The 12,977-nt window shown below is 64.8% G+C and carries 14 protein-coding genes; 8 read left to right on the plus strand and 6 right to left on the minus strand.

Annotated elements, in window-relative coordinates; genetic code table 11:
* Positions 1–240 precede the first annotated feature (240 nt).
* Positions 241–1,251, plus strand: a complete 1,011-nt coding sequence (locus tag RA164_RS03025; protein ID WP_329742501.1) for a lytic transglycosylase domain-containing protein — start codon at positions 241–243, stop codon at positions 1,249–1,251.
* A 42-nt stretch (positions 1,252–1,293) separates the two neighbouring features.
* Here RA164_RS03025 and RA164_RS03030 read toward each other — a convergent pair whose 3' ends face one another.
* The gene (locus RA164_RS03030; RefSeq protein ID WP_329742502.1) at positions 1,294–2,487 is read right to left on the minus strand and encodes a S1C family serine protease; all 1,194 of its coding nucleotides are present in this window, start codon (positions 2,485–2,487) and stop codon (positions 1,294–1,296) included.
* A 178-nt stretch (positions 2,488–2,665) separates the two neighbouring features.
* Here RA164_RS03030 and petA point away from each other — a divergent pair, with 178 nt between their 5' ends.
* From petA to RA164_RS03055, 5 genes are all read left to right on the plus strand, one after another.
* On the plus strand, positions 2,666–3,271 hold the full coding sequence (gene petA / locus RA164_RS03035) for a ubiquinol-cytochrome c reductase iron-sulfur subunit (RefSeq protein WP_329742503.1): 606 nt from the start codon (positions 2,666–2,668) through the stop codon (positions 3,269–3,271).
* A complete protein-coding gene (locus RA164_RS03040; RefSeq protein ID WP_329742504.1) occupies positions 3,271–4,566 on the plus strand; it encodes a cytochrome b in 1,296 nt (431 codons plus the stop codon). The genes petA and RA164_RS03040 overlap by 1 nt, the downstream gene beginning before the upstream one ends.
* Complete coding sequence (locus RA164_RS03045) at positions 4,559–5,287, plus strand: cytochrome c1 (protein ID WP_329742505.1); 729 nt, start codon at positions 4,559–4,561, stop codon at positions 5,285–5,287. The genes RA164_RS03040 and RA164_RS03045 overlap by 8 nt, the downstream gene beginning before the upstream one ends.
* Positions 5,288–5,349: 62 nt before the next feature.
* Positions 5,350–5,973 carry a glutathione S-transferase N-terminal domain-containing protein gene (locus RA164_RS03050; RefSeq protein WP_329742506.1) on the plus strand — a complete coding sequence of 208 codons (624 nt, stop codon included), beginning with the start codon at positions 5,350–5,352 and terminating at the stop codon, positions 5,971–5,973.
* A gap of 20 nt (positions 5,974–5,993) precedes the next feature.
* A complete protein-coding gene (locus tag RA164_RS03055; RefSeq protein WP_329743468.1) occupies positions 5,994–6,416 on the plus strand; it encodes a ClpXP protease specificity-enhancing factor in 423 nt (140 codons plus the stop codon).
* Positions 6,417–6,475: 59 nt separating this feature from the next.
* Here RA164_RS03055 and RA164_RS03060 read toward each other — a convergent pair whose 3' ends face one another.
* The 4 genes from RA164_RS03060 to RA164_RS03075 all read right to left on the minus strand — a co-directional run bounded on the left by RA164_RS03060 (position 6,476) and on the right by RA164_RS03075 (position 10,464).
* A complete protein-coding gene (locus RA164_RS03060) occupies positions 6,476–6,889 on the minus strand; it encodes a DUF3301 domain-containing protein (RefSeq protein ID WP_329742507.1) in 414 nt (137 codons plus the stop codon).
* A 39-nt stretch (positions 6,890–6,928) separates the two neighbouring features.
* Positions 6,929–7,786 carry a carboxylating nicotinate-nucleotide diphosphorylase gene (nadC, locus tag RA164_RS03065; protein WP_329742508.1) on the minus strand — a complete coding sequence of 286 codons (858 nt, stop codon included), beginning with the start codon at positions 7,784–7,786 and terminating at the stop codon, positions 6,929–6,931.
* Positions 7,783–10,086 carry a DUF1631 domain-containing protein gene (locus RA164_RS03070; RefSeq protein ID WP_329742509.1) on the minus strand — a complete coding sequence of 768 codons (2,304 nt, stop codon included), beginning with the start codon at positions 10,084–10,086 and terminating at the stop codon, positions 7,783–7,785. The genes nadC and RA164_RS03070 overlap by 4 nt, the downstream gene beginning before the upstream one ends.
* Positions 10,087–10,191: 105 nt before the next feature.
* Complete coding sequence (locus RA164_RS03075; protein ID WP_329742510.1) at positions 10,192–10,464, minus strand: Trm112 family protein; 273 nt, start codon at positions 10,462–10,464, stop codon at positions 10,192–10,194.
* Between the two features lie 60 nt (positions 10,465–10,524).
* Here RA164_RS03075 and purE point away from each other — a divergent pair, with 60 nt between their 5' ends.
* Both purE and RA164_RS03085 read left to right on the plus strand, forming a co-directional pair.
* A complete protein-coding gene (gene purE, locus RA164_RS03080) occupies positions 10,525–11,028 on the plus strand; it encodes a 5-(carboxyamino)imidazole ribonucleotide mutase (protein ID WP_329742511.1) in 504 nt (167 codons plus the stop codon).
* Positions 11,025–12,185, plus strand: coding sequence for a 5-(carboxyamino)imidazole ribonucleotide synthase (locus RA164_RS03085; RefSeq protein WP_329742512.1), 1,161 nt, complete (start codon positions 11,025–11,027; stop codon positions 12,183–12,185). The genes purE and RA164_RS03085 overlap by 4 nt, the downstream gene beginning before the upstream one ends.
* 95 nt (positions 12,186–12,280) lie before the next feature.
* Here the strand turns inward: RA164_RS03085 and sodB are convergent, their stop codons facing one another.
* Complete coding sequence (gene sodB, locus RA164_RS03090) at positions 12,281–12,859, minus strand: superoxide dismutase [Fe] (RefSeq protein ID WP_329742513.1); 579 nt, start codon at positions 12,857–12,859, stop codon at positions 12,281–12,283.
* Between the last annotated feature and the right edge of the window lie 118 nt (positions 12,860–12,977).

The following is a 12,977-nucleotide window of genomic DNA, read 5'->3' on the forward strand; positions in this document are numbered from 1 at the left end:
GGCGGCAGGGTGCTGCCGAACCGCACAGTTTACTCGTGGTGGTGGTTGCCTTCCAGTCAAGCAGGCTGCCGGATCAAGCACTTGCCGCGTGGTGTGGTGCACGAAACGCGCGTGGCGGGCTTGGCGCCGGGCGACGAGCGGAGCACACTGCGGCGCATGTCTTTCGCCACACGCCATCGGGGGAGCGTGGGCCTGCCCGCAGAGTCTTTCCCGCACCGCCATTTCCCAGCCAGGGTCGCGATGGGCTGCCTGCTGTTGCTGGCCGGTCTGCTGGCCTGCGGGGCGGTACGTGCCGGCACCTTGTACCGGTGCGTCGGCAGCCATGGCGAGACCGTTTTCAGCAGCAGTCGTACCGGTTATCGCGATTGCCGGAGCATGGGCAGCTATCCGGATGCGGGCGTGAGGGCGGCACCTGCACCGAGAGCGCCGGTGGTGTCACTGGCACGCGTGCGGGGCTCGGCAACCACCACGGGCCATGTCGACCGGCCGCGGATGACCTCGCTGGCATGGGTGCGTGGCTCGGTGACGACGACCGCCCGGTCGTTGCCATCGCCGGCCGGGGCCAGGCCCGGACAGTGGAACTATCGCGATTCGCAGGGAGCGGGTGCCGCGGCCGTCGCCCGTGCCGGTGCGAGCACCTCGGGGTCGGGAGCGCGGGTCTTGCGGGGCTCGGTCTACCGCGTAGTGCATGCCGACGGCAGCGTGGAGTACACCAATGTGCGGCCGGCCGGGCGCGTGCATGCGGTGACTATGCTGTTCAGCTATATCGCCACCTGCTTCGCGTGCAATCTGCATTCGCACGTCGACTGGGCCCGCGTGCCGCTGCATCTGCGCGAATACGCCGACGTGATCCACGAGGCGAGCAACCGTTATGGGGTGGACGAAGCCTTCCTGCGGGCGATCATCCATGCCGAGAGCGCGTTCAATCCCGACGCCATGTCGGCCAAGGGGGCGCAGGGCCTGATGCAACTGATGCCCGGCACGGCCAACGACATGGGCGTGGCGGACGCCTTCGACGCCGACGACAACATTCTCGGAGGCGCCCGCTACCTGGGCCTGCTGTTGAAAACCTTCAACGGCAACGAGCGCCTGGCGGCGGCGGCCTACAACGCCGGGCCGGCAGCGGTGGAGCGCTACCACGGCGTGCCGCCCTATGCCGAGACCGAGGTGTATGTGCAGCGCGTAGGCGAGTTGCGCAAACGCTACGGCAGCATGCTGCGCGCCTCGCTGGCCGATCGCGGCCCGGGCTAGCTGGCCGAACGTTTCGGCCGGATGCTTCGGCAGGGCGAAACGCTACTGCGGCAGGGATTCGTTGCTGGATGCCTGCTGGGTCGGCCGTGAGGCGAGGGTGACCTCGACATGGAACGGGCTGCCGTTGCGCAGTCCGGAGACTTTCACCCGGGTGCCGGGCTTGAGCGAGGCCTCGTAACGGCGCAGATCGGAAGGATCGAGGATGTTGTGGTCGCCGATGCGCAGCAGGATGTCGTGCGGCTGGATGCCGGCCTGTGCCGCCGGGCCGCCCGGATAGAGGTCGGTGACCTGCACGCCGCGAGCCGCCGCCGGCAGGCCGCTGTCGGCGGCGACCGGGACGAAAGCGTAGTCGGCGCCCAGCCAGCCGCGCACCACATGACCCGTGGCGATCAACTGGTGCATCACCTCGGTGGCGGTGTCCACCGGAATGGCGAAACCGATGCCCTCGGCATTGGCGGCTTTGCCGATCAGCAAGGTGTTGATACCGACCAGCTGGCCCAGGGTGTTGACCAGTGCGCCCCCGGAGTTGCCGGGATTGATCGCCGCGTCGGTCTGGATGAAGTCTTCCGGGCTGCCGCTTACCAGCTGTCGGCCAAGGGTGCTGATGATGCCCATGGTCACGGTCTGGTTGAGGCCGAGTGGGTTGCCGATGGCCAGCACCACGTCGCCGACCCGCAGGGTCTTGGCATTGGCCATCTGGATCGGCTGCAGATTGCTGGCGTCGATCTTCAGCACGGCCAGGTCGGTTTCCGGATCGGCGCCGACCAGGTGGGCCTTGGCGACCCGTCCGTCATACAGCAGTACCTGGATGTCGTTGGCGTCCGCGATCACGTGATTGTTGGTGAGCACGTAGCCCTTGGAACTGACGATCACGCCCGAGCCCAGGCTCTGTTCCGGGTGCTGGTAGGTACCGGCCGGAGTGCCGCCGAACACCCATTGCAACAGGGGGTCGCGGTACATGCGGATGGCCTGTTCGGTGACCATCTTGTTGGCGTAGATGTTGACCACCGAAGGCTCGGCGCGCGCGACCGCATCGGCATAGGACACGGGCGCGGGCGACTGCGGGGCTTGCCCGGCCGAAAGGGCTGCCACGACGGGTTGTGGCCCGGCCAGCCCGAAGTGGGTGCGCAGCCGGTTGCCGATGCCGGGCCAGAACAGGCCGATCACGAACGCCAGCGCTAATCCCAGTACGACAAAGCGGGCGACGAAGGCGAGCAGGCCGGCGGCATGTTTCATGTCGTAGGGCGGTCCGTGACAAAAGCGGGCGAATTAGGGTAGCGTCGGCAACAGGGGCGTTGCGTTTGCCGCCGGGGGCTTAATTGTACGGATTCACCCCTGACGCTAGACTAACGCGATTTTTGCAGGGGCCGAAAAACCTGCGTCTCAATGGTAGTGCAAGCAACCGGAGAGCCTGATGGCGAATGAAGTCGTCGATCAAGGCCGCCGCCGATTCCTTACCGTTACCACGGCAGTGGTTGGCGGAGTGGGCGTGGTAACGGCAGCGGTACCTTTTATCAAGTCGTGGGCACCCAGTGCGCGGGCCAAGGCGGCAGGGGCCCCAGTCACACAGTCACTCAAGAAGGTCGAGCTAGGCCAGCAACTGATCGTGGCGTGGCGAAGCCTCCCGATTTTCATCGTCAATCGCACGCCGGCACAGCTCGCCGCGCTACCCAAGCAGGACCCTCGTCTGGTCGATCCCACGTCGACAGGCACGTCGGCCGGCCAGCAACCGAAGTACGCGCAGAACGAAACCCGTTCGATCAAGCCGGAATGGCTGGTCATGATCGGCATCTGCACACACCTCGGTTGCGTTCCCGATTATGTGGGCGAGATGAAGCCCGAGCCGTTCGACCCCGACTGGCAGGGCGGCTACTACTGCCCCTGTCACCATTCGCGCTACGACATGGCCGGTCGCGTGTACAAGGGCGTTCCCGCCCCGAAGAACATGCAGATTCCGCCGTATCACTACGTCGACGAGACCACCGTGCAGATCGGCGTGGGTCCTAAGGGGGCTGCGTAATGGCAAACGCATTCATTCGTTGGTTCGACGAGCGTGTACCCGGACTTGCGCCGATGTACCGCAAGCACATGACCGAGTACTACGCGCCGAAGAACTTCAACATCTGGTACTACTTCGGTTCGCTTGCCCTGTTGGTGCTGGTCAACCAGATCGTCACTGGCATCTTCCTCACGATGAACTACAACCCGAGTGCGGCCGGCGCGTTCGACTCGGTGCAATACATCATGCGTGACGTGGAGTGGGGCTGGCTGATCCGCTACATGCACACCACCGGGGCGTCGCTGTTCTTCGTGGTGGTTTTCCTGCACATGTTCCGTGGCCTGCTCTACGGCTCGTACAAGAAGCCGCGCGAGCTGGTCTGGGTGCTGGGCATGCTGATCTTTCTGGTGCTGATGGCCGAGGCGTTCATGGGCTATGTGTTGCCTTGGGGCAACATGTCGTTCTGGGGGGCCAAGGTGATCACCAGCCTGTTCGGTACGATCCCGGTGATCGGCAAGGGATTGGAGCAGTGGATCGTGGGCGATTACCTGCCTGCAGACGCCACCCTGAACCGGTTCTTCGCGCTGCATGTGATCGCCTTGCCGCTGGTACTGCTGCTGCTGGTAGTGCTGCACCTGGCCGCACTGCATGAGGTCGGGTCGAACAATCCGGATGGCGTGGATGTGAAGCACGGCCCCAAGGGCAATCGCTGGGACCCGCTGAAGCCCGCCGACGCCATCCCGTTCCATCCCTACTACACGGTGAAAGACCTGGTCGGCGTGGGCGTGTTCCTGATCGTGGCCGCTTTCATCATCTTCTTCGCGCCAACCCTGGGTGGTTGGTTCCTCGAACACGACAACTCGATCCCGGCCAATAACCTGGTGACTCCGGCGCAGATCAAGCCGGTCTGGTACTTCACTGCGTTCTACGCGATCGTGCGCATGGTGCCTTCGTTCGCCGGTACCGCCGTATGGGGCGTGATCGCCATGTTCGGTTCGATCGCGTTGCTGTTCGCACTGCCCTGGATCGACGTGGGCAAGGTGAGGTCGATCCGCTACCGCGGTACCGGCTACAAGGTCGCGCTCACGGTGTTCGTGATCGCCTTCTTCTGCCTGATGCTGATCGGCATGGATCTGACCGATACGCTGTTTCCGAAAATGTTCGGCAGCGGCATCGACATCACCACATGGGACAACGTGTTCGGCCGCATCATGACAGTGGCCTATTTCGGGTTCTTCGTGTTCCTGTGGCTGTACACGCACCTTGGATGGGAAAAGACCAAGCCGGTTCCGGAACGGGTGACGACGCATGACTAAGCGGCTCATATCCATCGTCCTGCTGGGGGTTGGCCTTCTTGCGGGCAGCTTTACTGCCTGGGCCGAAGGCCCGGACCTGCCGTCCGCCGGCAACAACCTTCGCGACCAGGCCTCGCTGCAGCGCGGCGCCCACCTGTTCTTCAACTATTGCGTGGGTTGCCATTCGCTCAAATACCTGCGCTATTCGCGCATGGCCAATGACCTGGGCCTGACCGAGCAGGAGGTGATGAAGGATCTGGACTTCACTGGTGCCCGGTTCGACGACCCGATCATCACCCGCATGCCTCCGGATGTGGCGACCAAGGCGTTCGGCAAGGTGCCGCCGGACCTGTCGCTGGAAGTCAGCGCGAAGGGTGCCGACTGGGTCTACGCCTACCTCAACTCGTTCTACCTCGATCCGAAGAGCCCGATCGGCTGGAACAACACCATCCTGCCGAATGCGGCCATGCCGTTCCCGCTCTGGAAGCTGCAGGGCGAACAGACCGCGGTGATGGGCAAGGATGGCAAGACGGTGGAGAAACTGGAGCTTTCGCACCCGGGCGACATGACGCCGGCCCAGTATCGTCAGGCCACACGCGACCTGGTCAATTTCCTCGCCTACGCTTCCGAGCCGGCAGCGCTGCAACGGCACAAATACGGCGCCTGGGTCATCCTGTTCCTGGTGTTGTTTACCTTCCTGGCCTATCTGATGAAGAAGGAATACTGGAAGGACGTCCACTAATAAGATGTTGATGCGCCTTGGGCCGCAAGGTGCGGTCGAGGTGCTGCGGGGGAGATTCGCGCATGGTTCAAAGCGCACGTACACGTACCGTTCTTACCTTGTACACGACCGCCGATGACGTGCAGTGCCATCGCGTCAGGCTGATACTGGCCGCCAAGGGAGTCACTTACGACCGCGTGCTGGTCGAGCCCGGACAGGCGCCGCCCGAGGACCTGCTCGATCTCAACCCGTACGGCAATGTACCGACCCTGGTGGATCGCGAGCTCACGCTTTACGACACTTCGGTAGTCTGCGAATATCTCGACGAGCGCTATCCGCATCCCCCGTTGATGCCGATCGACCCGCTGTCCCGTGCGCGACTGCGACTTGCAGCCATACGTATCGAACGCGACTGGTTGCCGGAGATGGAAACCATCCGCACGGGCGGCCGTCCGGCCGATGGGGCGCGGAAGCGTCTGCGCGAACAGCTGCTGAGTGCACTGCCGCTGTTTCGTGCATCCAAATTTTTCCTCAATCCCGAAATGAGTCTGCTCGATTGCCTGGTGGCTCCGGTGGTCTGGCGCCTGCCTTGGCTGGGCGTCGACCTGGGGCGTGAAGGCAAGCCGATCGTCGATTACGGCGAACGGTTGTTCCACAGCCAGGGCTATGCGCGCAGCCTGACTCCCGAAGAAAAGGCAATGCGGTGACCGACAATACCCCTGTGCCGATGACCTCGAATCGCTCGTACCTGCTACGGGCGGTCTACGACTGGATCACCGACAATGACCTGACGCCCTACATCCTGATCGACGCGGCCCATGAAGGCGTCAAGGTGCCGCCGCAGGTGGTGAAGAATGGGCAGGTCGTGCTGAACATCGCCATGCGTGCGGTGGCCAACCTCGACCTTGGCAATGACTGGATCACCTTCCAGGCCCGTTTTTCGGGCGTCAGCCAGCACATCGTGCTGCCGGTGCCAGCCGTGCTGGCGCTGTACGCTCAGGAAAACGGGCAGGGCATGATGTTTCCCGCCGAAGGCAGCGGCGATGCGCCGCCGCCGGATGACACACCGCCATCGCCGCCTTCGGACCCGCAACCCACGGACGACGAGCGACCACGCCGCGGCGGCTCCCATCTGCGGGTGGTGAAGTAGCCTCGTCGCAGCACGCCGGGCAGGGCTCCACCTGCCTGCCCGTTGCCGAACGAGATGCCTCAGTGCCGATCCGGCGGGTTGCCGCTGCGTGGATGCAGCTGGATCACATTGCTGGATGGCGGCGCGATATCCGGCAGGGCACGCCCGTCGTGGCTGGCCGTGCGATGGTCGATCGTGGGCAGCCTGAAACCGCTAAAGCCCTCGCCGATCATCCATAATCGCCCGGATTCGCGGTCATTGCCGTTGATGCTGACCTCGAAGGCATAGCTGCGTTCAATCCTGTAGCTGCCGCGGACGCGGCGCAGGTGGACGCCGGCCAGCCCCACGGTTTCGTCGAGCAACTGCAGGCCGTGGCGTTCGCACTGGCGGCGCGCTTCGGCGACCGCCAGCTCGCGCGCCCGCGTGAGCTTCATCCATAGCCCGACCAGGGCAAACAGGACCAGTAGCGGCAGGAGTTCGAGTAGCCCGTTCATGCATGCAGAGTGAGGGCGCCGGCATGCCGACGCAAGCGTCTATTCCAGTCGCAGGCGCAACGAGAGGTCGACGGCGCGGACATGCTTGGTCAATGCGCCGACCGAGATGAAGTCGATACCGGTGCGCGCATATTCGCCGATCGTGCTCAGGTCGACATTGCCTGAAACTTCCAGCGGTACGCGGCCTGCCGTGCGTGCCACAGCCTCCCGCATCAGGGTGGGCGTGAAGTTGTCCAGCATGATGCGGTCGACGCCTGCAGCCAGTGCCTGCTCCAGCTCGTCGAGGTTTTCCACTTCCACTTCCAGCAGCAGCGCGGGGTGAAGTGCGCGGGCGGCGGACACTGCTGCCGTGAGCCCGCCGGCGGCGATGATGTGGTTTTCCTTGATCAGGATGGCGTCGTACAGGCCGATGCGATGGTTGTGGCCGCCGCCGCAACGCACCGCATATTTCTGGGCCATGCGCAGGCCCGGAACGGTCTTGCGGGTGTCCAGCAACCGGGTTCCGGTGCCCTCGACCGCCGCGACGTAATGCGCCGTGATCGTGGCGGTGCCTGACAGCAGCTGCAGGAAATTCAGGGCGGAACGCTCCGCGCTGACCAGTGCGCGGGCATTTCCGCGCAATTCGCAGATGACGGTGTCGGGCGCCACGCGCTGGCCGTCATGCGCACCCCAGACAATCTGCACGTTCGGGTCCAGATGCCGGAAGCAGGCGTCGAACCATGGAATTCCCGCGAGCACGGCGTCTTCGCGGCAGGTCAGGCGGGCACTCGCGTGCGCATCGGCGGCCAGGAGCCCGGCGGTGGCGTCGCCCTGGCCGAGGTCTTCGGCGAAGGCGCGCGCGATATCGGTGGCGATGGTGTGGGCGTCGGGTGGGGTGAAGCGGGAGGCTGTCGTCATTCGGTGTCTGTCGTGCCTTCATCGGCCGGATGGCTGAGACGGTCGACGATCGCGTCCATGGCGCGGTCGAACAATGCGTTGGACTCCAGCAGTCGGATCTTGCCGTGGGCCAGCGCATGCGCCAGTTCCTGCGGCGAATGATCGGCGACCTTGAGGCCGCGACGATTGACGAACAGGTAGCGGCCGCTCATCGGGCTGATCCACGACAGCTTGGCGCGCTCCGGCGTTTCGCCGTCGGCACCGAACTCGAGCCAGGTGCCGGGACGCATCTCGCCCACCCGTTGCAGTTCGGCATCGTACTCCGCCGAGGTGTCTTCGACCGCATCGGTAGCCGTGTCGTCCAGCGGCTCATCCTCGTTCACCAGCGACTGCACGCTGTCGGGAATGGGCAGGTTGCTGGCCGCTTCGGCTGCATCCTGTGGCGAAGACGCCGGCGGCGGTGCGATTTCGCCCAACTGCTGGCGGTAATAGTCATGCAGCTGTGCAAGCAGGCGCTCGATGTCGCTTTCCTGGAAGGCCACGCTGGCCAGGCCCTGCCGCAATGCGCGCTCGATACCCGGCAGCATTTGCCGCAGCGCACGCCTGGATTCCAGGTCGCGGGCCGGGCGGGTGCTTTCGATGAAGTCGTTGACGAAGCGCAGTGCGCTCTTGTATTCGAGCGACTCCTCGCCCTGGCGCAGGATGGTGAGTACCAGATGATTGGCCCAGGCGCGTGTCAGCACGCCATGGATCAGCGGTGGCAGGGTCCGGCCATCGATGCGGGTGAGGATTTCGCGTGCGGCCTGGCGGCGAGCCTGTTCCAGCTTCTCGCGTCCGCGCGTGGATTCGGCCACGCGCTGTTCCGCCAGCTCGGCGCGTCGCGTGCTGGTTTCCTGGAACGCGAGCAGTTCGTTGCACAGGCGTTCGAAAATGCCGAGGTCGTCGTCGAATTCCTGCAGCAGGCGGTCGACGATGGACTTCACCATCTCAAGCAGGCGACCGTCGCGATCGGACTCCTCGGACCAGCCCTTGGCCGCATCGGCCAGGCTGTCCAGCAGGCGGCGAGCGGGGTGCTTGCGATGGGCGAACAGCTTGCGGTCGAGGATGGCGGCCTTGAGATAGGGGATCTGCAGGCGTGCGAGCAGTACCTGCATCTGGGTCGGCAGGTTGCGGTCCTCGAGAATGAACTCGAACAGCATGCCGACCAGATCGATGGTGTCCTCGTCGATCGTGGCGACCTGGCCGGGGCGCTCGCCGCGCAGGGCGCCGAGCTGGGTCAGCAGGTGCTCCTTGAGCTGGAGCACTTCTTGCGCCAGCACTGCCGGGCCCTGGCTGGCTACGGGGGCGGGCGGCATGGCGGCCGCCTGGTTCTGCAGCACGCTGAGCGCGCCGATCAGCTCGTTTGCCGTGGGCAGCGGACCATGATTCATGGTCGACAACGGTACGCCGGGGTGTGTGCGGCGCGCCTGGAACAGGTTGCGCAGGGTATGCAGCAGCTCCGCGCTGACCTCGTCGCTCTGGCCGTCGACGTGAGCCTCGCCGGCATCACCCGCGTGCTGGGGTGATGCGGCATGCTCACCGCCTTGCGGTGCGGCGGCGCCCTGACTGTTACGGCGTACTTCATGGCGCAGCTGCGGCAGCACGCCCGCCCGCATCAGTTCGTTGTTCGTTTCCTGGTACAGCTCGTCCAGCGTGGCCAGGACATAGCGATCGAACAGCTTGTAGATGATCAGCTTCACGCGCATGTCGGCACTGAGCTCGCGCACCGACTGTCGGAAGGCCTGTGACAGGCTGGCCGGACCGATCGGGTTGCTGGCGTCGTCGATCTTCATGCCGCCGCAGATCACCGAGAGCCGCTGGTTGACCGCGAACAGGTCGCGCGCCAGGCGGGTTTCGGTCTTGCCGATCATGCTGGTGATGGCCAGCGATTCTTCCAGTTCGTTGTCGGCGACCAGCGAAAGTTCGACCGGCCCTGCGGGTGTCGCCGCCGTGGCTTGACTGGCTTGCGGGCGCCCCTTGCTGGCGAACTCGTCGATATTGCGCGATACCAGCAGCAGGAAATTGCGCTCGACCATGGGGCGGCGCTTGCGCACTTCGCGCATGCCATCGAAGTAATGCATCTGGGCCGCGTTGTTTTCGGCCTTTTCGGCAAGGTCGAACAGGGCGTCGTCGACCTGTTCGAACAGGTTGCCCAGGCATAGATGCAGGCGCCGCGAAGCAATGTTCCGCACTGCGTTCAGCAACTCGCCGCCGCGCGGGCTCGACGGGTCCACGCGCTGACTCAGATTGACGATGTTCGAGGGATCTTTTGCGTTTTGCATCGCCACGCCCCTGTGTATAGCTGTATGGCCGGCACACTGAAAGACAGGCTATCCTGCATGTCTGCTCAATATGCCAGAAATGCCGCGCCAGTCCTGCGCAGGCGGTCACGTTCCTGTCGGGAAATCCGTCAATTGTGCGGTGCCGATACCTTCTTCCGGCAGCATGACCGGAATCCCGTCGTCGATCCGGTAGATCACCTTGCGATCCACGCTGATCAGGGCTTCGTCCAGGCGGCCCCCGACGGCCACTCCGGCGACCGTGTCGAGCTGTCCGGCGCCGATGGCGCGGTTCAGGGCGTCCAGCTCGGCGGCGTTGGCCAGCCGGAGAGGCGTCTTGCTGACCGGGCAGCACAGGATGTCGAGCAGGCGCTTGTCCATGGGATGTTTCGTGACGACGTGCGAAAGTCCGTACAATAAACCTTTTTGGACGGCCGGACCATGACTGGAACTGCTGCAGCGCCGAAGGTTGGCGTGGTAATGGGCTCGCGTTCGGACTGGGAAACCATGATGCACGCGGTAGACGTGCTGACCCAGCTCGGCGTGCCGCACGAGGTGCGCGTGGTATCCGCACACCGTACGCCGGACCTGTTGTTCCGCTATGCGGAAGATGCTGTCGGGCGCGGTATCGAAGTGATCATCGCCGGTGCCGGCGGTGCGGCCCACTTGCCCGGCATGCTGGCGGCCAAAACGCGGCTGCCGGTGTTTGGCGTGCCGGTGCAGTCGAAGGCGCTCAACGGCATGGATTCGCTGCTCTCGATTGCCCAGATGCCGGCTGGCATACCGGTCGGCACCCTGGCCATCGGTCGTGCCGGTGCGGTGAACGCCGGGTTGCTGGCCACCGCCGTGCTGGCGCTGCATGATCCGGCCCTGGCCACCGCCCTCGACGCGTTCCGCGCCAAGCAGACGCAGACCGTGCTTGATAACCCGGATCCGCGCGCATGAGTACGTATCGTCAACCCGTGCTGGGCATTCTCGGCGGCGGCCAACTGGCCCGCATGCTGGCTCTTGCGGCAGCCCCGCTGGGCGTGAAAACGGTGGTGGTCGACAGTGTCGCCGACGCTTGCGCGGGCCAGGTGGCCCCGCTGGTGCAGGCTGACTGGAACGACCACGAGGCGCTGGCGGCCTTCGCTGCCCGCGTCGACGTGATCACTTTCGACTTCGAGAACGTGCCTGCCGAGGCGGCCGAGCGGCTGGCGGCCGATGTCGCGGTATATCCCAATCCCGCGGCGCTGGCGGTGGCGCAGGACCGGCTGTCCGAAAAGACCCTGTTCAATGCCTGTGGTATCGCTACGCCAGCGTTCCAGCCGGTGGACGACCGAGAGGGACTCGACCGTGCGCTGGCCGCGGTGGGGGCGCCGGCGATCCTCAAGACCCGCCGACTCGGTTATGACGGCAAGGGCCAGTTCCGTCTGCGCACGCTTGCCGATGCCGACGCGGCCTGGGCTGCGCTGGGTGCGCAGGCGGCCGAGCATGGCCTGATCCTGGAAGCCTTCGTGCCGTTCGAGCGCGAGCTGTCGGTGCTGGCCGTGCGCGGCCGCGACGGCGAGTTCCGTACCTGGCCGCTGACCGGCAACTCGCATACCGACGGCGTGCTTTCGTTGAGCCTGGCGCCGGCACCGTCCATTGACGACCTGCAGCAGCGGGCCACGGCCTTGGCGCGCACGCTTGCGGAACGGCTGGATTACGTGGGCGTATTCGCACTGGAGCTGTTCGTGAAGGACGGCCAGCTGCTGGGCAACGAGATGGCGCCGCGCGTCCACAACTCCGGTCACTGGACCATCGAGGGCGCCCACACCAGCCAGTTCGAGAACCATGTTCGCGCCGTGCTCGGCATGCCCTTGGGCGATACCGGCGTGCGCGGCGGCTCGGTGATGTTCAACTGGATCGGCGAGCTGCCGGCTGCGGCGCCGGTGCTGGACACGCCGGACGCGCACTGGCACGACTACGGCAAGCAACCGCGGCCGGGGCGCAAGGTGGGGCATGCCACGGTGTGTGCGCCGGATGCCGCGACCCTGGCGGAACGGGTGGCGACGATCGCCCGTGCGCTGGGACGTGAGGCGCAGGCCGAACCCGCCCTCCGGGCGCTCAGGGATCTCTGAGCTGACGGCAAGGCCCATGCGACAGGCATGAAAAAAGCGGAGCCCGTCGGGCTCCGCTTTTTTGTTTGTGTTTGTTTGTGCCGTGTATGCCGGGATCAGGCCAGGTTTTTGGCGGCGAAGTCCCAGTTGACCAGGCTCCAGAACGCCTCCAGGTACTTCGGGCGAGCGTTGCGGTAGTCGATGTAGTAGGCGTGTTCCCACACGTCGCAGGTCAGCAGCGGCTTGTCGCTGCCGGTGATCGGAGTGGCGGCATTCGAGGTGTTGACGATGCCGAGCGCGCCATCCGGACGCTGCACCAGCCAGGTCCAGCCGGAACCGAAGTTGCCGGCCGCGGACTTGCTGAATTCTTCCTTGAACTTCTCGAACGAGCCGAACGACTTGGCGATTGCGTCGGCCAGCTTGCCGGTTGGCTCGCCGCCGCCGTTGGGCTTCATCGAGTTCCAGTAGAACGTGTGGTTCCAGGTCTGGGCGGCGTTGTTGAACATGCCGCCGGAGGACTTCTTGACGATGTCTTCCAGCGCGGCGTTCTCGAATTCCGTGCCCTTGATCATGTTGTTGAGGTTGGTCACATAGGCCTGGTGATGCTTGCCATAGTGGAACTCAAGCGTTTCGGCAGAGATGTGCGGCTCGAGGCCGTTCTTTTCATACGGAAGGGCGGGAAGTTCGATCGCCATGATTGAGGCTCCTGGGCGTTGGCTGAGGGAGGGTGATGTCATGCGCGCCGCGCCGGTGGCGGCACGCGTCCGACTGATACACTAGCGTTCTTCGTGCATTGTAATGATGAATACCCGA

The sequence above is a fragment of the Dyella sp. A6 genome, assembly GCF_036320485.1.
Taxonomy (GTDB): domain Bacteria; phylum Pseudomonadota; class Gammaproteobacteria; order Xanthomonadales; family Rhodanobacteraceae; genus Rhodanobacter_A; species Rhodanobacter_A aluminiiresistens.

Excerpts from the sequence above, each read along its gene's own strand:
- RA164_RS03025 (WP_329742501.1), top strand. The coding sequence starts at position 241 with ATGGGCTGCCTGCTGTTGCTGGCCGGTCTGCTGGCCTGCGGGGCGGTA.
- RA164_RS03030 (WP_329742502.1), bottom strand. The coding sequence starts at position 2,487 with ATGAAACATGCCGCCGGCCTGCTCGCCTTCGTCGCCCGCTTTGTCGTA.
- petA (WP_329742503.1), top strand. The coding sequence starts at position 2,666 with ATGGCGAATGAAGTCGTCGATCAAGGCCGCCGCCGATTCCTTACCGTT.
- RA164_RS03040 (WP_329742504.1), top strand. The coding sequence starts at position 3,271 with ATGGCAAACGCATTCATTCGTTGGTTCGACGAGCGTGTACCCGGACTT.
- RA164_RS03045 (WP_329742505.1), top strand. The coding sequence starts at position 4,559 with ATGACTAAGCGGCTCATATCCATCGTCCTGCTGGGGGTTGGCCTTCTT.
- RA164_RS03050 (WP_329742506.1), top strand. The coding sequence starts at position 5,350 with ATGGTTCAAAGCGCACGTACACGTACCGTTCTTACCTTGTACACGACC.
- RA164_RS03055 (WP_329743468.1), top strand. The coding sequence starts at position 5,994 with ATGACCTCGAATCGCTCGTACCTGCTACGGGCGGTCTACGACTGGATC.
- RA164_RS03060 (WP_329742507.1), bottom strand. The coding sequence starts at position 6,889 with ATGAACGGGCTACTCGAACTCCTGCCGCTACTGGTCCTGTTTGCCCTG.
- nadC (WP_329742508.1), bottom strand. The coding sequence starts at position 7,786 with ATGACGACAGCCTCCCGCTTCACCCCACCCGACGCCCACACCATCGCC.
- RA164_RS03070 (WP_329742509.1), bottom strand. The coding sequence starts at position 10,086 with ATGCAAAACGCAAAAGATCCCTCGAACATCGTCAATCTGAGTCAGCGC.
- RA164_RS03075 (WP_329742510.1), bottom strand. The coding sequence starts at position 10,464 with ATGGACAAGCGCCTGCTCGACATCCTGTGCTGCCCGGTCAGCAAGACG.
- purE (WP_329742511.1), top strand. The coding sequence starts at position 10,525 with ATGACTGGAACTGCTGCAGCGCCGAAGGTTGGCGTGGTAATGGGCTCG.
- RA164_RS03085 (WP_329742512.1), top strand. The coding sequence starts at position 11,025 with ATGAGTACGTATCGTCAACCCGTGCTGGGCATTCTCGGCGGCGGCCAA.
- sodB (WP_329742513.1), bottom strand. The coding sequence starts at position 12,859 with ATGGCGATCGAACTTCCCGCCCTTCCGTATGAAAAGAACGGCCTCGAG.